31 protein-coding genes are annotated in these 23,469 nt (G+C 50.7%); 6 read left to right on the forward strand and 25 right to left on the reverse strand.

The window, feature by feature from the left end:
- Nucleotides 1-6: 6 nt before the first annotated feature.
- Both QU595_RS10180 and QU595_RS10185 read right to left on the reverse strand, forming a co-directional pair.
- Nucleotides 7-285 (reverse strand): hypothetical protein, encoded by a 279-nt coding sequence (locus QU595_RS10180; RefSeq protein ID WP_315921481.1) that lies wholly within the window; start codon nt 283-285, stop codon nt 7-9.
- Entirely contained in the window at nt 282-686 is a 405-nt protein-coding gene (locus QU595_RS10185; RefSeq protein ID WP_315921482.1) for a hypothetical protein, read from the reverse strand. The genes QU595_RS10180 and QU595_RS10185 overlap by 4 nt, the downstream gene beginning before the upstream one ends.
- A gap of 227 nt (nt 687-913) precedes the next feature.
- Between QU595_RS10185 and QU595_RS10190 the strand changes: the two genes are divergently transcribed.
- The gene (locus tag QU595_RS10190) at nt 914-1,384 is read left to right on the forward strand and encodes a RidA family protein (protein ID WP_315921484.1); all 471 of its coding nucleotides are present in this window, start codon (nt 914-916) and stop codon (nt 1,382-1,384) included.
- 73 nt (nt 1,385-1,457) lie between these two features.
- On the opposite strand, the gene QU595_RS10195 is transcribed toward QU595_RS10190, so the two are convergent.
- The 9 genes from QU595_RS10195 to QU595_RS10235 form a co-directional block, all read right to left on the reverse strand.
- Nucleotides 1,458-2,039, reverse strand: a complete 582-nt coding sequence (locus QU595_RS10195) for a hypothetical protein (RefSeq protein ID WP_315921486.1) — start codon at nt 2,037-2,039, stop codon at nt 1,458-1,460.
- Between the two features lie 469 nt (nt 2,040-2,508).
- On the reverse strand, nt 2,509-3,171 hold the full coding sequence (locus QU595_RS10200) for a hypothetical protein (protein WP_315921488.1): 663 nt from the start codon (nt 3,169-3,171) through the stop codon (nt 2,509-2,511).
- A gap of 14 nt (nt 3,172-3,185) precedes the next feature.
- Entirely contained in the window at nt 3,186-3,899 is a 714-nt protein-coding gene (locus QU595_RS10205; protein WP_315921490.1) for a hypothetical protein, read from the reverse strand.
- A gap of 10 nt (nt 3,900-3,909) precedes the next feature.
- Nucleotides 3,910-4,530: a hypothetical protein gene (locus QU595_RS10210; protein ID WP_315921492.1), complete on the reverse strand. Its 621-nt coding sequence runs from the start codon at nt 4,528-4,530 to the stop codon at nt 3,910-3,912.
- A 67-nt stretch (nt 4,531-4,597) separates the two neighbouring features.
- Complete coding sequence (locus tag QU595_RS10215) at nt 4,598-6,724, reverse strand: AAA family ATPase (protein WP_315921494.1); 2,127 nt, start codon at nt 6,722-6,724, stop codon at nt 4,598-4,600.
- On the reverse strand, nt 6,724-8,418 hold the full coding sequence (locus QU595_RS10220; protein WP_315921496.1) for a hypothetical protein: 1,695 nt from the start codon (nt 8,416-8,418) through the stop codon (nt 6,724-6,726). The genes QU595_RS10215 and QU595_RS10220 overlap by 1 nt, the downstream gene beginning before the upstream one ends.
- Nucleotides 8,411-8,590 (reverse strand): hypothetical protein, encoded by a 180-nt coding sequence (locus tag QU595_RS10225; RefSeq protein ID WP_315921498.1) that lies wholly within the window; start codon nt 8,588-8,590, stop codon nt 8,411-8,413. Before QU595_RS10225 ends, QU595_RS10220 begins: the two co-directional genes overlap by 8 nt.
- Before the next feature lie 99 nt (nt 8,591-8,689).
- Nucleotides 8,690-8,959: a hypothetical protein gene (locus QU595_RS10230; RefSeq protein WP_315921500.1), complete on the reverse strand. Its 270-nt coding sequence runs from the start codon at nt 8,957-8,959 to the stop codon at nt 8,690-8,692.
- Nucleotides 8,949-9,416: a hypothetical protein gene (locus QU595_RS10235; RefSeq protein WP_315921502.1), complete on the reverse strand. Its 468-nt coding sequence runs from the start codon at nt 9,414-9,416 to the stop codon at nt 8,949-8,951. The genes QU595_RS10230 and QU595_RS10235 overlap by 11 nt, the downstream gene beginning before the upstream one ends.
- Before the next feature lie 159 nt (nt 9,417-9,575).
- Between QU595_RS10235 and QU595_RS10240 the strand changes: the two genes are divergently transcribed.
- Nucleotides 9,576-9,836, forward strand: coding sequence for a hypothetical protein (locus QU595_RS10240; protein ID WP_315921504.1), 261 nt, complete (start codon nt 9,576-9,578; stop codon nt 9,834-9,836).
- A 30-nt stretch (nt 9,837-9,866) separates the two neighbouring features.
- Here the strand turns inward: QU595_RS10240 and QU595_RS10245 are convergent, their stop codons facing one another.
- Complete coding sequence (locus QU595_RS10245; RefSeq protein ID WP_315921505.1) at nt 9,867-10,034, reverse strand: hypothetical protein; 168 nt, start codon at nt 10,032-10,034, stop codon at nt 9,867-9,869.
- A gap of 157 nt (nt 10,035-10,191) precedes the next feature.
- On the opposite strand from QU595_RS10245, the gene QU595_RS10250 reads away from it, so the two are divergent.
- Entirely contained in the window at nt 10,192-10,845 is a 654-nt protein-coding gene (locus QU595_RS10250; protein WP_315921507.1) for a hypothetical protein, read from the forward strand.
- Nucleotides 10,846-10,852: 7 nt separating this feature from the next.
- Here the strand turns inward: QU595_RS10250 and QU595_RS10255 are convergent, their stop codons facing one another.
- From QU595_RS10255 to QU595_RS10265, 3 genes are all read right to left on the reverse strand, one after another.
- Nucleotides 10,853-11,044, reverse strand: coding sequence for a hypothetical protein (locus QU595_RS10255; protein ID WP_315921509.1), 192 nt, complete (start codon nt 11,042-11,044; stop codon nt 10,853-10,855).
- A gap of 1 nt (nt 11,045) precedes the next feature.
- Entirely contained in the window at nt 11,046-11,318 is a 273-nt protein-coding gene (locus QU595_RS10260) for a hypothetical protein (protein WP_315921511.1), read from the reverse strand.
- Nucleotides 11,319-11,850: 532 nt separating this feature from the next.
- Nucleotides 11,851-12,645: a hypothetical protein gene (locus tag QU595_RS10265; protein WP_315921513.1), complete on the reverse strand. Its 795-nt coding sequence runs from the start codon at nt 12,643-12,645 to the stop codon at nt 11,851-11,853.
- Nucleotides 12,646-12,782: 137 nt separating this feature from the next.
- Here QU595_RS10265 and QU595_RS10270 point away from each other — a divergent pair, with 137 nt between their 5' ends.
- The 3 genes from QU595_RS10270 (at nt 12,783) to QU595_RS10280 (ending at nt 14,911) form a co-directional block, all read left to right on the forward strand.
- Nucleotides 12,783-13,199 carry a hypothetical protein gene (locus tag QU595_RS10270; RefSeq protein ID WP_315921515.1) on the forward strand — a complete coding sequence of 139 codons (417 nt, stop codon included), beginning with the start codon at nt 12,783-12,785 and terminating at the stop codon, nt 13,197-13,199.
- 113 nt (nt 13,200-13,312) lie between these two features.
- Nucleotides 13,313-14,404, forward strand: coding sequence for a recombinase RecA (recA, locus tag QU595_RS10275; protein WP_315921517.1), 1,092 nt, complete (start codon nt 13,313-13,315; stop codon nt 14,402-14,404).
- Between the two features lie 108 nt (nt 14,405-14,512).
- Nucleotides 14,513-14,911 carry a hypothetical protein gene (locus QU595_RS10280; protein WP_315921519.1) on the forward strand — a complete coding sequence of 133 codons (399 nt, stop codon included), beginning with the start codon at nt 14,513-14,515 and terminating at the stop codon, nt 14,909-14,911.
- A gap of 54 nt (nt 14,912-14,965) precedes the next feature.
- On the opposite strand, the gene QU595_RS10285 is transcribed toward QU595_RS10280, so the two are convergent.
- The 10 genes from QU595_RS10285 to QU595_RS10330 form a co-directional block, all read right to left on the reverse strand.
- Complete coding sequence (locus QU595_RS10285; protein WP_315921521.1) at nt 14,966-15,847, reverse strand: DUF6036 family nucleotidyltransferase; 882 nt, start codon at nt 15,845-15,847, stop codon at nt 14,966-14,968.
- Entirely contained in the window at nt 15,817-16,212 is a 396-nt protein-coding gene (locus QU595_RS10290; RefSeq protein WP_315921523.1) for a hypothetical protein, read from the reverse strand. Before QU595_RS10290 ends, QU595_RS10285 begins: the two co-directional genes overlap by 31 nt.
- A 154-nt stretch (nt 16,213-16,366) precedes the next feature.
- Nucleotides 16,367-17,698: a hypothetical protein gene (locus QU595_RS10295; protein WP_315921525.1), complete on the reverse strand. Its 1,332-nt coding sequence runs from the start codon at nt 17,696-17,698 to the stop codon at nt 16,367-16,369.
- A gap of 207 nt (nt 17,699-17,905) precedes the next feature.
- Nucleotides 17,906-19,123, reverse strand: a complete 1,218-nt coding sequence (locus QU595_RS10300; protein WP_315921527.1) for a BspA family leucine-rich repeat surface protein — start codon at nt 19,121-19,123, stop codon at nt 17,906-17,908.
- 149 nt (nt 19,124-19,272) lie between these two features.
- The gene (locus QU595_RS10305) at nt 19,273-20,796 is read right to left on the reverse strand and encodes a BspA family leucine-rich repeat surface protein (protein ID WP_315921529.1); all 1,524 of its coding nucleotides are present in this window, start codon (nt 20,794-20,796) and stop codon (nt 19,273-19,275) included.
- A gap of 161 nt (nt 20,797-20,957) precedes the next feature.
- Nucleotides 20,958-21,272 carry a hypothetical protein gene (locus QU595_RS10310; RefSeq protein WP_315921531.1) on the reverse strand — a complete coding sequence of 105 codons (315 nt, stop codon included), beginning with the start codon at nt 21,270-21,272 and terminating at the stop codon, nt 20,958-20,960.
- Between the two features lie 102 nt (nt 21,273-21,374).
- Nucleotides 21,375-22,469 carry an Ig domain-containing protein gene (locus QU595_RS10315; RefSeq protein ID WP_315921533.1) on the reverse strand — a complete coding sequence of 365 codons (1,095 nt, stop codon included), beginning with the start codon at nt 22,467-22,469 and terminating at the stop codon, nt 21,375-21,377.
- 179 nt (nt 22,470-22,648) lie between these two features.
- Nucleotides 22,649-22,816, reverse strand: a complete 168-nt coding sequence (locus QU595_RS10320; RefSeq protein WP_315921535.1) for a hypothetical protein — start codon at nt 22,814-22,816, stop codon at nt 22,649-22,651.
- Between the two features lie 2 nt (nt 22,817-22,818).
- The gene (locus QU595_RS10325) at nt 22,819-23,211 is read right to left on the reverse strand and encodes a hypothetical protein (protein WP_315921537.1); all 393 of its coding nucleotides are present in this window, start codon (nt 23,209-23,211) and stop codon (nt 22,819-22,821) included.
- 55 nt (nt 23,212-23,266) lie between these two features.
- On the reverse strand, nt 23,267-23,407 hold the full coding sequence (locus QU595_RS10330; protein ID WP_315921539.1) for a hypothetical protein: 141 nt from the start codon (nt 23,405-23,407) through the stop codon (nt 23,267-23,269).
- Between the last annotated feature and the right edge of the window lie 62 nt (nt 23,408-23,469).

The raw sequence follows: 23,469 nt of genomic DNA on the forward strand, positions 1-23,469 counted from the left end.
TTGTAGTCATTTCACCCATCCGTCGTCGCAATCGAAGCAGTAAAAACCATTCTGTCGCTCGCCTGCATTTTCCGAGTTTTCATACCACCAGCCACAAGTTACACAGGTGAAAATCTTGTCGTCAATGTTCAGGAGGAATTCCCGATTGTCCTCAAGATGCAGGAATTCCTCGCCCAAAACGTCGCTGATGCCCTGTTCAAGCGATTTGGTCGTGCCGCTCAGATGGTGAGCGACATCGTTTGCCTGCTTGCGCCAGAGATCGAGTTTGTCCGAAGTGGCGGTCATCTGCCACCTGGTGTCGGTGCAAATGATTGAGACTGGTGCTTGTAGCCGAGTTCGGTCAACTGATCCCAAGTGTGGTGCTGGCCGCGAATGATCATACCGTCGATGTTCTGCTCGGAGAACTCGATGGTCGTCAGAAACTTATCATTCGATGGCTGGTTGGTCAGAACGTAGTCGATCAGTTCAACGGTCGACGCCTTTTCCAGATCGGGGAAAATGCCCTTCTCGTTGGCGCGAACGGGGATGTCGTAGAACTCGTCCCAGATGGAGCCACTTGGATTCGCCGTGTTATCGTAGCGGAGGGAAACACGAACGCTAAATCCAGCAGCTTGCTCGCTGCCGTCATGCAGAACGTTGGTGAGCTTGGCCAAGCCTACGAAAAGTTTTGGTTTTTTGACTTCCATCATATCCTCGTTAAAAGTTCACTATTTCTTGCGACGTTTGATATAGAAATATTTAAAGAAAATCCACAACAAAATCCCCCGCCCCTTTATTTCCTCTCATTCCGAATTTTCGTTGTCGATAAGCAAGCCTTATAGAGGCGAATAAAATATGCCAATTTGCGTCATAATTAAATGACCTCTACAAATTTGCTCGGACAGTCAGATCAAATCGTCTTGAAAGAGGTTTTATGACAAACCACAGCGTCTACGATGCCCTGAACAAATTAGGAATCAACCTTCCTGAACCGCCACCGCCAGCCGCGAACTATGTCCCCGTCAAACGGGTTGGCAATCTGCTGTTCGTGTCAGGTCAGGCTCCGAGAGAAGGTCGGACCTATCTCTACACTGGCAAACTGGGGGATGACATTTCCATTGAAGTCGGACAGGAGGCGGCGCGACGTTGCGTCCTCAATGTGTTGGCGCAACTCGAAGCTTACACCGATGGAAACCTGCAGCGGATCGTGAGCTGTGTGAAGGTGAATGGGTACATCAATGCGACGCCGGACTTCACAGACCATCCAAAAGTGCTCAATGGTGCGTCTGACTTGCTGTGCGCCCTTCTAGGCGATGCTGGAGCACATGCGCGAACAGCCGTGGGATGCCCTTCGCTACCAGGCAACATTCCGGTTGAGGTCGAGGCCGTTTTCGAGATTGAGTGAGTGAAACAGAGAAGCCTGACGTAGAGCTACGTCAGGCTTCGTTCGTGTTGGACCTTCGAGGCCTTCTTCGATATCAGCCGAACTTCACGGCAGATGCTTCGTTCCCAAGCTTGAGGCCGAGTTCTTCCTGCATCGCTTTCACATGCTTGGCGATGATGTCGGCCGCCTCGACAGGCAGGTCGCCGACATCGGCTGCAGCGCCATCATAGGTCCCGTTCTTGGTCAGCCAGCTGGCAATCTCGTTGCGTGCGTACTCAGCCGCCATCTGGAGGCTCTTGTATGGCTCTACCGGACGGTTTTTAAGGCCGTAGGTGGTCGCATCATAGTGATTAAAACCCATGGTCAGGAACAGCTCTTCAATGAAGGCTTCGTACTCGGCGACGGTTGCATCCTTGCCAAGAGCAATATGTGAAGACAGTGTCTGTTCGTCGTTTTCACCACGATGGAACTGGACCTCGCAATCGTAGGACAATCCAGGAGCAACGCCCTTCAGATTGCTCATGTCGTATTCGAAGAAGTTGATGAAATAGCGAGTGCCGTTCTCGTCATCTACACGCTTCTGCCACAGGGCGATGCAGTAGTCGTTTTTTAGAAAATTATTTCCCTTGGCATCAATGCGCTTGTAGCCAGCTTCCAGCAGGTCCTTGCCCTTCATATCGTTCTCCTTAATTGTTTCGATTTAATACCGCCGAATAATCGCAAAATCAATAGGAATAATTCGATTTGCTACAATGCATTTCCGAATTATCATTATTTAAACCATATTCTTAAGGGCTGAAAAATGAAAATTTCCTGCATGTTGGCATTCGCATTGATAATCGGCGTGTCGACTTCCCCTATCGCAGCTAAAGAGGCTACGCCGTCAAACAAGCATGGTTATGTCTCTTCCAAACATCAGAAGTCACAACCGCCGAAGTCGAAGACCCCTGCCCGCTCCGAAAAGAAGCTGGAGCGGAAGCCGGATGGAACGCTTGGTTATCGATATACTTGCTCGCCGAGCGGCTTCGGACAGATGGGCAAGTGCTGGTAATCAATCAGGAGCGGCGATCCCTCGTCGCCGTTTCATAGATAGCCAGTGCGTTGCAGCTTCGTTCAAGCTCACCAGATCGAGTGCGTCCTGCTCTTTACGTGCCATCGGCCATCTCCGCTTCTTCCTGGCTTTCGACAACGGCATCCGAGATCAGACGCATGGTCTCGATGGTGTTCTCATTTATTTCGGAATAGGTGTGGATCGAGTTGGAAGCCTTGATCAGAGTTTCTCGCTGATCGCGGATCATTTGACGGAGTGCGGATACCTTGCGCTTGCACATCGTCAGTTGGTCTTCATAGACGACGCTGTCCATCTTGCCGTCAGCAATTGCGCCTAGAAAGCGGCCATTGTCGCGACATTCTTTGGCGGTATCGCGCATAACCTCCTGATAGATCGTCCCGTCGAATGTCGTATTCGTCTCAAGGAAGATGATCATCAGCATATAGTCATGGGCCGCAGCCGAGCAGAATTTGCGCGCTACGTCACGTTCCGTCGTTAGCTGGCGGATCATCAGCAGAGCTTCTGCCATGTTCTGTGGTGTCGGCACGTCAGGGGGATAGACAGCAGGGTCGCTCTGGGCTTCTGGATGATCAGGATCGCACTCATCGTACATGTGTAGATCGAGATCGACAGCCAGCACGCTTGCGGCCATCCGTGAAGCCGGATCTTGGAGTTGAGTAGCCCGCATCTGCAGGAACGAACAAGCGCGTAGCGCTGCGTTGCGAAAGCCTTCGACGTAATCGATTGTTCTGGTCATAATTCCCCTTGCTTTCAGATATCCGACCCAGCTTTTGTGACCGGATAATTCACGGGACCTTTTCGGCGCAGGGCATCGATGATTGTCTGTGCAACGGGCCGCCATTCGTCATTGGTCATCAGCTTCGGCCGCCGAGCGATAACATACAGTCCAGTGAATGAAGGCACGAGCATATTGCGAACCGCTAGAAACGCATCGTCCTCGTGCTCGATCAGATGGACTTCCGTGCGTTCAAACGCGAAGAACTCATGGTTCTTGAGTGCATCGATCTTTTCACAAATTTCACGAGCGGCATTTGCGCGCCAGAAGTCCGTGTCAGGGTCACCTTTCACCGTAGGCTTGATGATCTCATCGCAAATTGCCTGGACGCCTTCCAGAATGCGATTGCGGGTCACTGGAGCGCGATAGACGGGGTATTCATACAACTCTGTCTTGCGGTCGCTGATGAACACGGACTCGCTCCATGGGTGGTCGGGGTCAGAACCGCATTCGTCCTCTGCAGAAACGTAGCCGATCAGGGTTTCCTTGTCGAATTCATGCGCGGCAAGTGCCTCTCTAAGCACCTTGAGTTCCGTCTCACCAGTCAATGCCTCAATGACCTTGTCGAGAGCGCCACTAGCGACGCCAAGTCTGGCATTGCCGTGAAGCAGAAGCTCTTGAACATCGACAGGGACATTGGCCGCTGCCAAGGCGCTGAGCGCAATTGTTCTCAGATCGGAATTACTCATGGCGGCTCCTTTAGTTGTCTACCAATCTCTTGCCATCGCAGGCGATGTAGAGGGCGTCTGGATAGATTTCGTATCGCTTCATCAGCGTCTTCAAGCGAATGCCATACGAAATAATGTGGCACTCGGTTTTGCCAGGGGGGACACCCGAAGCGATATCATCAGCGAGGAACAATTCCTGCTTATAGAAGACGCTCCAGATATGATTGAACAGCGATGGCGCAACACGGAAATAAAGGCTCTCGGTAGCGCAATTCACCATTTCACAGCCACGGATCGACCAGATGTTATCGTCGGGATAAATTTCCTCAGCGTGGAAGAGGTACACGCGTTCGCTGCGATATGTGGTCAAAAACATCGCAGTCTGGAACGACAGAGTGATAAATGTGGGGATCATGAACAGCACCAATAAGGTGATGGTGGTCATAATCCCTGCGCGCTTGTAAACGAACCCGCCATATTTATCGTAGGTATAAGTGTTCCATTTGGCTTTGTACCAATGGAAGAGACGGCCAAGAATTTTCATCAACAGTCGTCGCGGTGGGCCGAGAACCCGATCCCACACGAAATGCAATCCAGCCAGAAACTGGATAATAAACCGACTGTTCGCCAGGAACTTTTTGATCTCTTCCATATTATCCTCTGCCTCGCTCTAACTATGAAGCGTCAGGCTTTATAACGTGACGCTTCATTTGTCGACTTTATTGTTTAAATTCTACAACAAAGTTCTTGGTTTCGGCGTTAAATGTCACGTCGAAAGTGCCAGTCTGTTCTGGGTTTTCCAGAATATGATTGACAATAATCGGACGAAGATTTGCCTTGATGTAACCAGGCAAGCCGCGTGCGCCTCTCGTCGGATCATAATGACATTCACAGAACTGCGTGATCGTCTCATCAGTGATGCTAATCACCAGACCGCGCTTTTCGTATGCCTTATTAAGCTTGGAAATTTCCCGCTTGATGATCTTCTTGATGTTATCAATACCAAGACGATTGAAGTGCAGAATGTTTTCGCGGCCATTGAAGCGATTGAGCAGCTCCGAACGGTACGTTTTATTCAGCTCTTCAGTTGCATATGCCTGAGCCTGTTCGTCCGTGAGATTGACGTCGAGATAATACGGCTGGCCGATATTCGAAGTCATAATGATGATAACTTCGCTGAAATCGACAGTGCGGCCGATATTGTCCGTCAATCGTCCGTCAGACAGAATCTGAAGGAAAACGTTGAAGACGTCAGGGTGAGCCTTTTCGATTTCGTCGAACAGGTAAATCCCGACAGGCTTCTTTCTCACCGTATTGGTCAGAATGCCGCCCGCTTCGAAACCTTCATAGCCTGGAGGTGCGCCGATAAGCTTCGCAACGGCATGCTTTTCCATGTACTCGGACATGTCGAAGCGAACCAGTGCGGATTCATCACCGACCACATACTGCGCCAAAGCCTTGGCGATTTCGGTCTTGCCGACGCCGGACGGGCCAAGGAGCAGGTAGCTCGCGGCCGGACCAGATTCATCCAGGTCATCAATCTTGGCGACCTTGATCGAATTGGCGATATGCTTGACGGCATGATCCTGACCGAAAATTCGCGAGAGCAAATTGCTTTCGAGATTTCGCAAGTTTTCCATTTCGTTGGCATCGAGCTTGTCAGCTGCAATCCCAGAAATCTTGCTGAACTCGCTGACGACCGCCTTGCTGTCGAGAAGCAAATCACGATTGGCAATCGAAACCAGCTCGTTGTGCCGTTCCCGATTTGCGGCGACCTCTGCCTCAATCGCACGAATATTCGTATTGATTTTGGCAACTTCAGGCGAATCAAGACCCGAACCAGCAAGCTGGGCAAACGACTGAGGTGCTGCGGGCATCTCAGGTTCTGGCTGCTTCTTCTTGCGAGCGGTTTCCAGCTCGTCATGAAGCTTGAACAGAAGCTCTTCGCCATCGCGCTGAGACTTGTAGGTCTTGCGAATTTCGGTCTGCAGGACGTCCCAATCCTTCGAGAACTGAAGATGCTTGCTTTGCAACTCAAGGCTCTTCGCCCTGTCGGTTTCGTTCTGGATGTCCAGTTCCAGCTTTGCCAGAATTGGATGCTTGCGATGAGACTGCTGGCGATAGCTCGAAAGCGCACGGTCGAGCAGCGAGATAGCTCGTGCAGGCTGTGCGCCACCAAGACCCATGCTGTCACGATATTTGCTGGTCAGCTTGATCGCTTCCAGGATCGCGCTGTCATCGATCTTGACCTTGTGGAAATCGCTCAGTCCGATTGAGACCTCACTGACGATCTCCTGCAGGATCGTGCCAACAGGTTCCCGCACGTCATAGAGGGTGTAGGCCTCTGCGACGTCAGAATGCCATTTAAGCACCTGTGTCAGCTGCTCATCACGGACCTCAAGGATGACTTGCGTCTTGTGCTTGCGGACGAGGAGATTGAGCGCATTGATGAAGTGCGGGTTGCCAGTGTTACGCGCCGCTTCGATGAAGTTGAACGTATTTTCGATAATCAGCACGGATTCCGTCGTCGCTTCCAGCTGACGAAGAATCTTTTGGAAGTCGGAATTGATTTCAGCGCCGTCACCGCTGGCAAAGAGAGAGTCAGTGTCGAGCCAAAAGAGCCTCTTGGATACGATGTCGAATGGAGCTTCGGGATCGCTCTTAGAGGCCTGAAGGCCAAGCATCAGTGCCGAGGTCCCTACTCCTGCTGGGCCTACCAGCAGGAGAGAGTTCGACGTCTTGCGCATCAGGATTGACGAGATGCGTTCGAGATCAGCATCACGCCCCTTCAGCTTGAAGTTCGTGAAGTCAGCCAGATATTCACTGCCGCGAACTGTATGTTTCATTATACCCCCGAAATGTTGAATGGCGAGGTCGCGCCAGTGCTCTTAGGCTTTTCAGCCTTCGACTTGTCGTTGCTGACGACATCAGCGGCCACACCGACGAATTCGCGGGTGTCGTCCTGAACGTCGCGCGACAGATCTTCCAATGCAGCCAGATTGTGCCGCATATCCGCAAGCGCACCGCGACTGATCTCGGTTGCTTCACGTTGAGTGTCACCGAATTCCATCAGCGTCTTCAGCTGGGCTTCGAGGTCGCTGTTGACTTCATCGCGGGAGGTCGCAATGCGGATTGCTTCCTTCTGTGCGATTGCATTGGTCACACGAGCCATTTCGCTAAGCGTGCTTGCCGCCATCGCCTGAGCTTCATTGATGCCTGCCGCGTTAACGGCGGTAAGCACAGTGCTAAGCTGGCTGGCGACGCTGGAAATGCCGCGAGAGTGCATTGCGCGAGCCGATTCAACCTGCTTCTTGGTCGCGGCCTGCATGTTGCGAATCTTGATCGCTTCGGTCGTCAGTTCGCCGTACGACTGCATCGTATCAACAGCCGCAGTCGACAAGACGTCGATGTGCTCGTCGATATCCTGACGAAGCGTTTCGAGCCGCATCTTTTCGATCAGATTTGCGTCTTCCGGAATCTTTGAATATTCCTCACGCTTCTTCTGGTTGGCATTTTCGGCAGCCTTGGTGGCTTCGTTGAGAACAGCGGTGATCTGGATCATGCTGGTGTTGTTGTCACTAAGACCGTCGATCTGGGTAACCATCTTGTCCAGATGCGTGCGAATGGAGCCAAAGCGTTCCTTGCCGGACTCGACGAACTTGAGCGCAGCGGCCACCATGTCAGCCTGCCGCTGAGTGTGCTGTTCACTGGTCAGATCGAGAAGCTCACGAAGCTTGCCGATTTCGAATGAGTCAGGGCGGTTTTCATTGCGCTCAGCAATCTCGGCATCGAGCTTGTTCAGCTGATCACGAACGGCTTCAACGTCCTGGTGAAGCTTGACGATCTCCTGACGGCGATCCTCCATCAGCTTTTCGTTGACCTTGATCTGGGTCATGGAAGCGGCCTTGATCTGGCCATAGCCGAAAAAGCCCTTGTCCTGTGCGAGAGCGACATTGTTGACCTCAAGATCCTTGATGGAGGCTTCCGCCTGACGGATCGAATTCAAGATGCCAGCGATCTTGCTGTCGAGTTCGTCCTTCTGCACCTTGATGTTGGCTTCCCATTCCTGGTCTTCCCGAATCTGATCGAGAACCGCCCGCGTCTTGCCGTCGACACGAAGCTTGTAAAGCGCGTCGATAATTTCGTTCAGCGGACGAATCTTGTTGAAGAAATCTTCAAGGTCGTCGTTGAGCTGACCATAGTTCTTCTGAAGTTCAGCAAAAACCTCGGTGTCAGTCAGCTTGATACGGTCCTTGGACATCTTTTCGGAAACCGCATTCATATACTCCTTGAACGAGTCGAACTCCTTCAGGCGCGTGCGGTTTTCTTCCTTATTTTCCGTGAATTCCAGCGCCTTGGCAGCATTTTCCATTTTCTGCTCAGGGCTGAATTCAGGATTAAAGATAATCTTGAAGAACGTATTTTCCTGAATATTGGCCAGCGGGCCTTCTTCAGTCGCCGTGCGGCTGCGGAAACGCACGCGCTCGGACGGGGTTTCGCTCTGTGTCGTGGACAGTTTGGGGCTGAATGCTTCACTCATCTAAGGTTCCTTTCCTTTGTTTGCGGTTATCGACGCCAAAATCCGATTTAAGAGCGGCATCGATAATGTTGGTTGTATGTGGTATTAAATAGATATGCTTGTCAACATATTTAACGCGTTTTATTGGCTCAATCGCCAATAAATCTGTCATTCCCGTTTTGAGAATTCTCATGACTGGGGCCAACGTCGGCAGCCATGGAAATTAGATTCGTCAGCGTATCAATGTGCGCCAACGATTGATTCAGGGATATTCAGCTTTCAAGCGTCGTGCTTATTTCTGAAATTTCGGGGAGACGACAGGCAACAGGAAAGCCATAACCAGAGCGGCGGCCATGACAACACCGATGGTCATGCCAGAGGAAATTTCTGTCTTCGGCTCAAGTCTTTTTTCAAGACCCTTTACCGTTCGAACGACGCCCTGATGTTTAGGCTTAAGGCACGCAATGGCAGGTGGCTCGGGGTCCGATCTGTCATGGTTTGTTGGATTGTAGATGTTCAGCGGATGCCACATGTGCGTAGGGCTGTAAATCTCATTCAGCATGAGCGCTCTCCTTTGCTTTCAGGATCGCGATGCAGGACGCGATTGCGGAGTTTGCAGCTGTTCCGTCGCCTGTCACGACATCATGTTCGAAACGGTTCAATGCGACGCCAGAATTTCCAGCCTCTGGATAATCATGAATGGTGAAAACAGCCTTCGGATAGCTCTCGCGGCTGAGCTTGATGATGGCGTTCAAATTGTCAGTAACCAGCGGAACCTTGCGGGCAAAGCCGTTGAAGGCTTCGTGCAACTCAAGTCGCTCTACCGTTTCGGCCTCGATTTCATTGGTCAATTGCACGACAGCAAACGAATGTTTCGCCATTGGCACAAGCGGAGCACCCCAGACCCAGACATCGCCACTTTTATGCGGAGCGAGCGCGTTCAGAACCTCAAGATCGATTTCTCGATCAGGTCCTTCCAGGTTCTCAAGCTTTTTGATCAGTTCGCAATATTTTCCCATCGATACCCCAAGAATGCGATCTCTGACCGCCCTGCCCTATTGCGCTATTTAAAAATTGTTGTCAATAAATTTGCTACTTGAATCTATTGAATTTCGAATAAATATGTTGAATAGCTCTGAAATGTGGATATAAGTCAGGCAACTGAAAGGGTTATTTTCATGCTGATGTCTCCTACCAATACGACATCCGTGCCTTTTTCCCGCGCAGTCGCATTGAAGCTGCAGGAGTGCGACATCACATCCACCTTCGCTGAGGCAGGCTCCTATTTTGTAGCGGGCTTCAAGGACGGCAATCGTCTGGTCTACGCGCACTTCGCTGACAAGGCGTCGTACAACCGCTATTGCGGCCATGAGCCGGAACTGTCGCCGCAGGAACAATACGAGGCCTACAGGAACTACGAACGCAAACTGGAAGCCTGACGCCTATGAGATGGCTTGGGGGCATCTCCGCTAAGTCTCTCGCTTAGTCAGCTCCTGCATCGCCCATTCAAGAGCCATTTCATAATCCTCGGCGGAGGGTGAACCATCGTCCTGGCTGATATCGATCTCGCCTGCCAGTCGCGATGTGAGCGCCTCGATGATGGCCTCCAGCCGTTTCTTTGTTAGCCGAACTCGCATGGTCTTCTCCTTGGTTGCCTCTTACTAAGGCTAAGCAGGAGGCAAAATGTGCGGTTCGGCTGCAAATTTATATCAGGTGTGGCTTTCGTCTGCTTCAACCATAGTTGGTAAAAGGCCTCCGCCTCCTGCTTTCGAGGAGCGCAATAAGGGAACCACCATGACGACTGAACGGACACCATTCTATAAACGCACGCTGGACAGTTTTGCCGATCACATCATTACGCGCCAGAGACAGCGCAAGGATGGGAATTGGCATGCCGTCCTGGATTGCAGCTTTGATGATCAGGTTTCAGATCCTGATTTCAGTCCATATGGCTACGGCGCAACTCGTGAGCAGGCGGCCGAGCGCTGCGCACATGCTATCCGGCAGGATGCGATTGGTATCGGAAAGTTCGCTCCGCATTCGGTTCTGAAAGACGGCTATGACTTGCATTTCCGCCTCATGCGGCACTGGGAAAAGAAGGAGCGCCTGGAAGCTGCTGGTGTCGACCTGGTGGAAGCCACTTCTCGCGCTCATGACGCCTTTGCAGTCTGGAACCTGAACGGTGAGTGGCTTAACAAGGTGAAGCAAACAAGGACTTTCGATTTTGACGTCCAGCTCGCCATCGCTGAGATGATGGTTCAGCTTCGCGAATACGCTTCCCTCGATCCAGACGAAGCCAAAATCAAGGCTGTCACTGAATTCAAAGCCAAGTTCGCAAATGAAGTCGGCTGGCGAGTTCGAGCTACCGACGAAACGTGGGCAGAACTCGATAGGCAGTTCGATGAAGCCATCCAGACATTGGATTACCTGGCCGCGCCAGGCTGGTAGCTCGAACTCAACCCTTGTCAGCTACGGCTTCTTCTTCCGCCTTTTCACGGTCGAGTGCCGCTACCAGATCGCTCAGGAGGTTTGGATTGCCGCTGACGCGAACGCCAGGCCAGTTTGAAGCCACAAACTTGCCGTCCTTGAACTCGCCCTCGATCTCATCGAGGACGGTTCCTGTGTTTTGAAAGGGACGTTCAGCCATCTCAGTTCATATCCTTGAAGCGGTTGATCTCGTGAAGGGCATCTGCTTCCGTCTCGATCCCGTCCCAGAAGCAGGCTTCTTCGGCGTCGCTGGCCACCTTGTAGTCCGACCACTTCGGATCGCCATTACGTGCGCGGTGGTTTTCGCTAATGTACCCATCATGAGCTGCTGACCAGTTCCAGCCCAGCGCTGCAGCTGCCTGCTTGTACATTTCGTTGCGAGCCGCAGAAAGGCTGGCTCCATCGTTCGGTTCAGAGGATGCGTGTGGAATCATGATTGCTCCCGTCGTTGTGCAACTGCATATCGAAATTGAGAATTATTCGCAATGAAAAAGCGCTGCCGAAGCAACGCTTTTTCATTATATCATCATCAATTCAGTGCGCCTTGCCCTACATCGAAGGCCCTGCTTCCTTATCGTGATCTGGCTTGTTTCATAATTCATTTTCGAACTATGTCCCCACCGCCATTGAGGGGATCTAAATTTGCCACTGACTTGCTATGAAGCACCTCAATGACGCATCTGCACCATGCTTTGAGGCATAGAACAGATATTCTACGCATTAAACGGACAATGCATTATGCATATTAGTATGCCCTTGATAATCCACTCATTGTAGCCACGTCTCTGCAACGAACGAACCATCTGCGGTTCTTGGTCGAGCAGCTATCAAACATACTGTGCAAATAAGACACATTTGTTTAATGCTGTTCACCAACATGGCCTTATTTAAAATGATGTCAACTTATTTCTTTCTGTTTATAAATTTTTTAACAGCGCAATTAAAGCCATCAACCTGATGGGCGAATTATGAAACAAGCCAATCATATTTCGGATCATTGTGCTTCAGCCAGTAATCACGAGCCATCTCACCAATCTTGGGGTCATCGAATTTGACGACTGAATGACTTGTCCCAAAGCAGTAGTCGCCATAGCCATCCCGAATTGATTCAAGCGCGTCCAATTGCGGCCAGTGGTATTGTCCCGTCGTTAGGCGGGGATTCTTCATGTACTGGATGTCGCCAACCAGGATGTAGAAGTCGATCTCTTCCTTCGTGGATGCAAATGCCATTTCTTCACCGTGCGCTCTCTTCCAGACATTGCCGCGCTCGACGAGTGTAAGAGAACCTTCACGACGATGAGAGTAACCGTTTCCATCTGTTCCACAGGCGTAGATTGGCATAGGGGTCACGCCATCGTTGCAAAATTCGCCAATCTGGTCATACCAGATGTGCTGGATTTTGAAGATTTCACCTTCCTCGTCCATAACGATGTCCATTTCCCAGAACTTCGTATCCGGCAAATCGCCAATGCGACGCTCTTCCTTGCTTCTCTTGTCCATCATTTCGGATACGCCGTCGATAGCGGCAAGCGAAGGCGTCCAGATTTGGAAGCGGGTGCCTTTGTCGTTCTCGACGAGGGCGTAACTGTCGTTTTCATAGAGGCCGCCCTTATCGTGACCGCAGGTGCGGCCGTAGTGAATCTGCGAGTATTCGACGACTTTTACGACGCTGCCGTGCTGAATACCCTTGTTTGCCCAACCTCGTTCGCCCTTGTCGAGATCGATTTTAACCGTGGTGCCTACTACCGGAATTTTCCCCATTGCCCTCCCCTGAAATCTGTCGATGCCATATCGATTGTGTTGGGTTTCTTTTTGCACGTTTTAAGGCTTGAAACAACGACTATTCCTGCCAGAATTCTAGATAAGAGGGATAATTTTCGATTTTGAAAGGGAATAATATGGGCGAGGCAAAACGCCGGAAGGAACTTGGCCTTCCACCGAAAACACTCAAGCTCACCGATGAGGACAAGCTAGCGCTTGCTGCGCGTTACGGCACGGCAAGACTGGCTTTCATGGAGTGGCCCGCACCCTTTCCTGAGGGGCATTCCTATAATCACGAGCTTGCTGTTCGTATCGAGAAGGACTTCAAGCCAGGAAATTGGGCAATGTCGCGAAGCGCTCCGAACGATATCGCCTGCCTGGTAGCACGTCGTGAGCAATACGAGGTCAAGCGCTATGATCTCGAACCTAAGGTGTATGACGCCATGGACGAGCTTTTAACTGCACATCCTGATATGATTGTTCTACGCCGACTCGATGGATTGGTGACCCTCGTTAAAGTCCAGACTGACGTAGATCGCATCCTTCAGCGATAATTCACAAAAGAGAGCGTCAGAGAATTATTCTGGTGCTCTTTTTTTTAATTCCCCTTGCCTAATGAGAACAAAACGGGTACATCACATCGCCTAAGATAAGAAAGGCGGTCAGAATGGCAAAAGCTTCACTCAAGCTTGTAGAGGACAACACCAACAAGGCGAAGGCGCTCGATGCCGCGCTGTCACAGATTGAGCGTGCATATGGCAAAGGCTCGATCATGCGATTGGGGCAGAACGATCAGGTCGTCGAGACCGAGGTCGTTTCGACAGGATCTCTGTCTCTCGATATCGCGCTTGGTATTGGTGGCCTTCCGAAAGGACGCATTGTCGAAATCTACGGGCCTGAAAGCTCGGGCAAGACGACTGTGGCTCTGCAGGTGATTGCCGAGGCTCAGAAGTCTGGAGGCATCTGCGCCTTTGTAGACGCCGAGCATGCTCTTGATCCTGTCTATGCACGGAAGCTCGGCGTCAATCTGGATGATCTGCTGATCTCTCAGCCTGACACTGGCGAGCAGGCTCTGGAAATCACAGACACGCTCGTTCGCTCAGGCGCTGTTGACGTCCTGGTCGTTGACTCGGTCGCGGCTCTTACGCCACGGGCAGAAATCGAAGGGGAGATGGGCGATTCACTCCCCGGCCTGCAGGCTCGCCTTATGTCTCAGGCGCTGCGCAAGCTGACTGCCACGATCTCACGGTCGAACACGCTCGTGATCTTCATCAACCAGATTCGCATGAAGATTGGGGTCATGTATGGCTCTCCGGAGACCACGACAGGCGGCAACGCTCTCAAGTTCTATGCGTCCGTGCGCTTGGACATCCGTCGCATCGGCTCCGTCAAGGACCGTGATGAAGTCGTCGGCAACCAGACCAAGGTCAAGGTCGTCAAGAACAAGATGGCACCACCTTTCAAGCAGGTGGAATTCGACATCATGTACGGCGAAGGCGTCTCCAAGACGGGTGAGATCATCGACCTCGGCGTGAAGGCTGGCGTCGTTGAAAAGTCTGGAGCGTGGTTCTCCTATAACTCCATGCGGCTCGGACAGGGGCGTGAGAACGCCAAGCAGTTCCTGAAGGACAACCCTGACCTCTGCAACGAGATCGAAGCCAAGTTGCGCCAGGATGCGGGGCTGATCGCTGAACAGTTGCTCGACAATGGCGGCCCTGAGGGGAGCGAAGGCGACGATATCGAGCCGAACGACGACTAAGGCTTCACTACATTGAGATGACGAAGGCAGGCTGAGAGATCGAGCCTGCCTTTACCTTTTTGCAGTAGGAACTATTTCGTGTAGTTTCTCGGGTAAAGGAGCGATGAGATGCCTTTGAAAAGACGGCCGAAGGACAGATATTCGGATGAGTTTGCAAGGGCCATTGTTCTTAACGGATTTCGAGACACAGTCCTTGAAAACATCCACTCAGGGGAGGACCCTGTTTCTCGCACTGGTGATTTTTCGGACGTAAAGGTTGTCACACCCGATGGCGAAATCCCATGGACGAAAGTTTCTCGCATTACCCAAGCTGAGATGAAGGAACTAATAATCGAAGCATTCAATGTCACGTACACTGCATTGACCAACATGACGAACATCCCGTTCGTCGAAGGGTTTGCAAAATCAGCTATGAATGAAACTCGTTCATGGAATCCTCCAGAGATAGACGAGGCCCTGATCGCTCGATTTGAAGCAGTGGGCAGAAAGATCCTGTCAGGAAGATGAGTTCCCGCAACGCTGTCGACCAAGCGTGTCACTTTCATAAATGTACGTCAGTTCCTACCTGAATTTGGGAAGTGTGAAATCTTCTGACTGCCCATCGTTCGCATTCTCGCGAGTTGCAACCACTCTTGGCTGGTTCAGCCACTCGTCATACGGATATTTTTTGCCATCCAAAAAATAGAGTTTGTCTTCCTTGGTGACGACGGCGGGGCCAAGATGATTATCGACCTTGTTGTAGAGGCCATATCTTGCGTCCCAAGCTCGAACGAACAATGCGCCTTCTCTCCCTGAGATAGTCACGCAGTGTGTTTCAGGGTCGTGATTGGGTATCTCCTCGATGGTCGGTGTTCTATACGGCTTCTTGTCTGGTAGCGTGTCTAGAAACGATTTTACGTTAGCGACAATTTCGCTCCTTTCGGTGGTTTCAGAAACCAGACGCAGGAGATTCTCTTTTTCGAATGGCCGCGTTTCGTGACACGAGGTAAGCCATCCTCGGTCCTTTTCCACCAGTCGGATCAGCTTTGAAACGGCCATGTCTTCTACGGAAGGAGCGATAATAGTCACCGTCTTGCCGTAGGAGGCTACGTCGCGAAAAACTGCCCGCTTGCTCCAATCCTTGTGCAAGACAGCTGTGGAGCTATCTACGCCGTCGATATAGAAACCATGCGTTTCCGAGAATGAAGAAAGCGCTCCAAAGATCGCTGCGATTTCCTCTGAAGCTTCAAGGCCTTCATTGGCAGGGAGAGCTTCCCACTGCTTGAAATTGGCGGGATACGCGTCAATCTCATTGGACGTTCTCATTAGAACGGGTGCTTCTGGCCAGCCGACCAAGACAGATTGGCTTCCGACTACCACGACCAAGTCGGTCTTAAAGTGCTCGCCGAGAGCACGTCCCACACGATCTAAGTCTACCTGGGTCCGAACCGATGATCGTGACATAATTTATCTCCCTCAAGTCGATTGAGTCTATCCTCAACCAGTCGCTTTGCCGCCTTCCATATTCTTCGACGGTAGGCTTCGGAATCGAACGGTGGGAATGACATCGTGTTAAAGGGGGATGATATTCTTAATCTGTAATTGTCTTCGTCTCTCGACGTAAGCTCTTTTTGGATATCAAAGATTGAGTCTTTTGAGAGGATTTCTTTCCACTCAAGTATGAAGTCAACCTCGCCATGCTTTTCTTCCATGGTTGATATCTTTTTACGAGCTTTTTCAAGCAATGAAGGGTCAAGCTTAATCAGCCGCGCAATAATCCTGTGCGCGGCCAACTTGAACTCCTCATTGATAAGGTCGACTTTGGTCATGTTTTTCAAAGGCTCGTTTCGGTTAATGTAGTAGGGCCGCCGTGTAAAAGCAACACGATAGCCCGTCCTATGCATCCTTTGACTGCCCTGTCTAAAATGGTCGGCTTGTCCCAGTTTCAATCCACGCTCACGTGAATGAGCGACCTTTAGTCCATTAATTGACCGGAATCGGCAATGCGGAGCCAGTCGGCTTCGTCTTCTGCTTGGCCCTGATCTTTTCTTTGATCTCCGGCTGTGAGATTCGGCGAAGTTCGGTTTCTCCCGCCTCGGCCATGCTGAGTCCATGAGCGTAGCTAAGCGAGGCCAGCGTCACGATTGTGCCACCGAGTTCCTGATTAGGCTCACCGATATCACGGCTGAAGACATATTCGACCAGCGCATGAGCGCGGTCGGCCGAGTAGCCAAGCGACTGTGCCAGTTCGATGGCCTCTTCCATGAAGCGGTCAATGCGCTCGATCTTGTCATGCGCAATCCTGTGGCCGAAGCAGTCTTCGAGCCAGGCACCAACGCGCTTCTGATAGGTGACGAACGTATTCCACGCAGGCAGCGGCAGTTCGTTGCCTGAACGAGGGATAGACCGCTTCAAAGGATCATTCGCGATTGCCTCAAAGCCACGAGCGAGCGCTTCATCAAGCGAGAAACGGCTGGAGGCAATGAATTCATCGGTGCGACTGGATGGTTGTGGCTCCCATTCCCATTCACCGTTCTTGTTCAGGACGGAAGAACCGTTCGACACGCACCAGAGATTGTCTCCGCGATGGACGACTTCGATGTGGTCATAGCCATGAGTCCGCCGCTTGCTGTCGTCGGTGATGGTGAAGGCTTCAGCCATCGACACGAGCTGGCGTAGACGCTCATTTTCGGTTCTGAGTTCGTCGTAAAGTTTGAGGACCTCAAGCGTGTCGATGTCTTCGTGGCCAAGTTTTCTGCGAGCAACATGTAAACTCACCAGATATTCGAGGGCTTCATTGTTGATATCCTCGATCTCGGCCTTGTCCTTCTCGGCAGCAGTCGCACGCGCCTCTGCGGCTTCCAGAGCTTTCTTCAGCTCCTCGACCTCAAGTTCCAGCTTGGTTGCCTTATCCGATGCGGTGATGCGAGCATCCTCGGCCTTGTTCTCGCGAATACGAGCTTCTGCGGCGTGCTGTCGCGCTGCATCGCGCTCTGTTTCAAGCTTTACGAGCAGCTCGCGGACGGAATTGCCATAGACTGGATATAAGTCCTCTTGAGAGTTCGTATCCAGCTTGCGGGTTAGGCTGATCTCGATTGTTGGGTCGTTCTCGGCCGTGGCGAGGCAATAAGTGGCCGATTCACCCAAATAGCCCAGGCATCTATAAGCGAGTTGCTGTTCCAGTTCATCGGACAAACCGCAATCAGGACAAGGTTCTTCCCAGACATCAACATCGGCCGCGCCGACACGGTACATGCCGCCAATAACGCCATGATCCTTACAGTTCTTGCATTTAAATTCGGTCGTATCCGTCATTTTCTAGATCCTTCTGCTTTTTTAATTTCCGCCACGAAGGACGTTGTCGGGTGGAAGAATTGGTTCGCCAGCGACCGGAATGCACATGCTATTCACTCCCACATCGAAGATAATAGGATCAACAGGAAGTGCCCTAGCGGCATTAATAATTATTGAGTGAGAAAATCCTGCTGTCTATCAATATGTGTCAATAATGGGATGGCATATCTAGCAAGCAGGTGCTTGCCCCCAGCGAGGTTTTCGAGCTTGCTCCCACGCCTTCGTTCCTTCATCGAAGAAAGTCGGTTTTGCAAAGATGTGTTGAACGTTCCAACAACTGAGATCGCCATTGAATAGCGTTGCGTAGGAAAACATGGTGTTCATATCTGTTACTCTAGATACATCCCAAGAGTTGATATTTTGATTGAACTCTGATGCATAGTAGAACATCGAACGCATGTTTGTTGCATTTGAGGTATTCCAGTCCTCAAGAGATTGGTTGAACGATATAGCTGAATTGAACATGTTACTCATATTCGTTACGCTCGAAGTGTTCCAAGAACCGATGTTCTGATTGAATGATATTGCGAAATTGAACAGATCACTCATGTTCCTTACCTTTGACGTGTCCCAACTACCGATGGGCTGGTTAAAGGAAGTAGCAGAAGCAAACATGTAGCTCATGTTTATTACATTCGACGTGTCCCAGGAATTGATGTTTTGGTTAAATGCCGAGGCAGTATAGAACATCATGCTCATGTCTCTTGCATTTGAAGTATCCCAGTAGGATATGTCTCCGTTGAAATCAGTTCCGAAGAACAGCATAGAAAAATCTTCAACCTGCCCTGTGAAGACGTTGTGTTCACCATTCGCGAGTGTGAATGAGATTCCTTCTCGTGCAATCTGATATCCGTTGGAGACAGCTGCGATCAGCATCTCCTTATCGACTATCAGCATGCCCTTACATTCAGGATGAGTCCCAACTTTGCCTATGCTACTCGGGTCATAACAGGCCACCTGGGGAGCATTAATAGATATATCATATGTCCTGCTGACGGGGGATGCCGCCGATTTATGCGATGCGGTGATCGTTGTTGAAACGGATCCCTCTTGGGTCGGAATGCCTGAAAGAATCCCGTTGTTTATCACCAATCCTTCTGGGAGGCCTGTGACAACCCATTCGAGGTCTTCTGCGGCAACTTCACTGCTTCCGCTGATCGTTATAATTGACGCTAAGGACATAGGAGTAATTTCCTGTCCGGTGTGGTAGGGTCCGAAGGTAAAATCATTGAAAATAATTCTGATTGAATCGGTGTCCGTTGCTGACGCTTCAACCAAGCCTGGCTTAACGCGGAAGAAAAATTTGGGTTCAGCCACGGCATGGCAAACGGAAAACATAAGAACCCCTGCTATTCCCAGAACGCGAATGATAGATCTATTCAGCATCGTCGGAACCTTTATTCTGTCGAGTACAAAGATATTGGGTTCCCGAAATAGAAAGTAAAGCTTTACGTTGTTCGCCCGACATCTGTATATGCTATGAGAAGCCTATTCATTGACCGCCGTTGGCAAAATGCCTGTGTTCGCCGTAGGACTTAGCAACTAGGTGCCTGTCCCCAATGAGGTTTTCGGGCTACATCCCAAGCTGTCGCTCCTGTAGCGAAGTCTAATGGTTCCGCAGAAATATGCGCGACATTCCAACAGCTGAGATCACCGTTAAAAGCCGAGGCGTTTTCGAACATCTTGCGCATCTCTGTAACGCTGGACACGTTCCATGCGCCAATGGACTGCGTAAATGATTTTGCGTCATGGAACATGTCGCCCATGGTCGTCACTTTCGATGTGTTCCAAGTGGCGAGGGGCTGATTAAACGATATTGCTTCATGAAACATGCCTTGCATGTTTGTAACGTTGGACGTTTTCCAAGTATCTAGAGGCTTGTTGAAGGAGCTAGCTTTGTAAAACATAAAGCTCATATTGGTAACTTTTGTAGTGTCCCATCCGCCTATGCCAAAATTGAAAGAGGTGGCTCTATCAAACATCCCTGCCATGGACGTTACCTTAGAAGTATTCCAACTGCCGATAGGCTGACTAAACGAAACTGCACCTGAAAACATGTAATTCATGTTCACAGTATTTGCCGTGTTCCATCCCCCAATAAATTGATCGAATGATGTTGCATTGGCGAACATGTAATTCATGCTCGTCACGCTGGAAACAACCCAGCTGCCAATTGGTTGATCAAATGAACTGGCATTGTTGAACATATATGCCATATTCGTTACTTTAGAAGTATTCCATCCGCCTAAGGCTTGATTGAACGAACTTGCTCCGTTGAACATGTCGCGCATGTTCGTCACATTCGATGTATTCCAAGTGCCGATGGGTTGATTAAAAGCGGGAGCCGAAGCGAACATATAACTCATATTTGTTGCACTCGACGTATTCCAATAAGAGATATCTCCATTGAAATTAGTATTCATGAATAACTTGGAGAAATCTGACACTTGCCCCGTGAAAACCCTGTGCTCTCCGTTGGCGAGCGTATAGTCAGTTCCTTCGTGTTCGATCAGATATCCGTTGGCTACGGCGGTGGTCAGCATCGCCCTGTCGACAATGAGCATGTCGTCGCATTCAGGATCAGTTCCCACTTTCCCTATGCTGCTTGGGTCATAGCAGGCGACCTGTTCAGCCCGAATTGAGATGTCGTAAGTCCTGCTTGCGGGTGCTTTTGCGTCTTGATGGGATGCAGTAATCGTTATTGACGTAGATCCGGCTTGGGCTGGGGTGCCAGAAAGGACGCCGTTACTGATTGCTAGCCCTTCGGGTAGCCCCGTGACGGTCCACTCAAGCTCATTGCTGGAAACGTCGCTGTCTCCGGAGACAGTTACTAATGACGCTAAGAGTACAGGGACGATTTCTTGTCCGATGTAGTAAGGTCCGAACGTAAACTCACTGAATACGATTTTGACAGAACCGTTTTCGTTGCCCGTGGTTGTCTTTGTGATCAAGCCTGGTTTGGCGCGAAAGAAGAATTGAGGTTCCGCGACGGAGGGTTGGGCCAATAGCGCTAGCAAACCCACTACAGCTAGCCTCTTTATGAGGAATTTGTAATTCATGACCTGACTTTAGATTTGGTGAATGCGTAAATATACCATTACTTGCAGCTTAAAATAAAACCATAAATGTCTTATACCGACTTCAATAAAACTTGCGGTTAAAGGAGCCAAAAGGCTCCTTTCTTAGGCCAAAATCGATCTGATCCAAATTGCAGGAAGGTTCATCGTACTCCGACATATAGACCATTATCAGGCATGACAGGCATTTCCGAAAGCGGAAGGCACATGTTGTTCTTCTTGACGACCAGACGCTCTGCGACCAGCCTCTTTCCGAACAGGCCCTGACGGGCATAGTCCTTCTCGATTGTGCTGATAGCGGTTACGCAGGTCTGCTGATTGTCGAAGAGACGAGTTACGATATTGCAGTCATATGCGGATTTGCTGGAGCACAGGAGCGAAACTGCTACCCATACGCCTGTGGCCGTGGCACCCATTGCTTCCTCTTTCTCGGAGCCTTTCTCCGGTTTGGTTTCCAAGCACTCGCCCATTCGAGAGCTTTTATCCATTTAAAGGATAACAAAATCGTGGCACGAATAATTTCGGCAGTCCAATGATGAATTTACGCCGATATTTCGATGCTAATTTATGATGGCGTCTGAAATATTTACAATCGCGATCCCAGGAGGACCACCTGGACTTCCGATTGTACCAGCTTCTCCGGTGCCGTTAGTTGGGTGGTTGCCGTCGCTGCCTTTCTGGCCCGTGCTGCCTGGTGATCCGCTGGCTCCCCAGAACCCGCCGTTGCCGCCCATGCCTGACCAGCCGCCTTGACCTGCGTTGACGCCTCCATTTTGCCCAGGCGAACCGAGTATGCCTAACAATGGATACGGCACATTGTAACCGACTCCTCCTCCACCAGAACTGCCGATTGCACCTGCACCGCCTGGGGTCACCGTACCATTGTCAATTCCATCGCCACCTTTTCCTCCGTTGCCGCCACGGCCACCACCTCCGCCTCCAGCTCGGATTAGACCTGTTCTGTTGATGACAATCTTCTCTCCGTTCAGGCCTGTGGTGTTGATATTCAAGGCGTCGCCACCCTTGCCACCATTGCCTGCTCCAGGCGCACCTTGGATTTCGCCATTTACATTGAATGTCAGGGTGCCAGCCCATGGAGTCCCAATTGATACGGCCGCAACACCGGGATTGGATGTTCCACGAATTACTCCAGAAGGAAGATTGATAATTTTGGGAACGTTTGGATCAGTCCAGATGCTCGGTGGTTGTACCTGAGAACTTAAGGTTATTGGCGTGCCGCCAGAGACCATGGAAACCACGACGGGATCGGGTGCATCAACAACCTGAGAAACTTGTTCTTCAATAAAATTGCCGTCCGCGTCAGTCAGACGGATTACATAGTTATAAGTTCCTGAGCCACTGATGGTTCCCGAAAGAACGCCTGTGTATTCGTCTATGGCCAAACCAGATGGCGCACCCCCTGATACTGACCAGCGGTAAGGCAATTTGCCTCCAGTCCCGCTAAAGGTATATGAGAAATTCTGTCCCGTGGTGACGGTCGAGGGCATCTTTTCTGTAATTGCAAGGGGCGCGCTCGCCTTGTCGGCGGATCTGCTGTAGTACCCGAAACGGAACATATAAACAGGCTCTGCGTAGGCCAAAGATGCTGTTATTGCCACAGTAGCTACGCTGACTATGATCGCTTTCAATGACATTTCCCCCTCCGATCATATTGAACTCTTCGCGTATCCCACTTGTATTTTTGCGAACTGCCAATATGCGGAAAATCCAATCACAGAAGGTTGTCAGAAGAAACTCAATTTTTACTTTGCAAATTTTTCATGCCATTTCATGGCTTTAAACGTGTTCTCATTTTTTGACGGCCATTAAAATACTATTTCCTGGTAAAACCTGCCCGCAGATAGGGCTTCCATGCGCCGACGAGCGCACCCGTGATCAGGAACACAATGAGGGCGGGGTAGGATTGCTCGACGACCGCCAAATAGAGCGAGACGACCGTCACGATAAGCAGACACCAACGGTAGGTGTTCTTGGCGTTCATACTCATACAAAACCTGCCTGTGGGGCGTCGACCTCGGCGACAGCAGGCTCTCCGAGAGTGCGCTTGCGAAGGTCAGCCAACGTCTCCAGCTTCTTGCGCGATCCAGAGTCTGGCCATGGCTTGCCGCCAGAAACAGCGCGTTGGAATTCGTTCATCCCTTCCAAGAAGCCCTCATTGTACGCATCGCGGACAAGCTTCTGGAGCTGGTCGATAAGACCGCCCTCACCGTTCGCCTTCAGCAGCGCACGTTCGAGTTCAGCAATCTTGCCAAGCTGTAGCGCTTCACGCTCCGAACCCATGCCGTTAAGTCGGGCCTGCTCAAGCACCTCCTTTTCAGCGCGATGAGCACGCTCAAGGGCCGCATCGAGTTTTCTTTGAAGAGATTCAGAAGCCATAACAATTTCTCCTTATTGGCTTCAAAATAGCATCTCTGAATAGCAAATTCACGCTTTATTTTCCGCTTTTAGCATCGATCTTTGCGCGTAAAATAATCAGGGACTGGCGCGATTTCTCGAATGCGTAAATTGAAGCCACGCCAAGAGCGAGAACAGCGACGGCAGCAGTAGATTGAACGATCTCCATTTTTTCCATCCAATGTCGTTTTCTATTTAAATCAGATGGTAATTGGCGAATTTTTGAGAACCCACAATTGT

This window comes from Mesorhizobium sp. SP-1A (assembly GCF_032460275.1).
GTDB lineage: Bacteria > Pseudomonadota > Alphaproteobacteria > Rhizobiales > Rhizobiaceae > Mesorhizobium.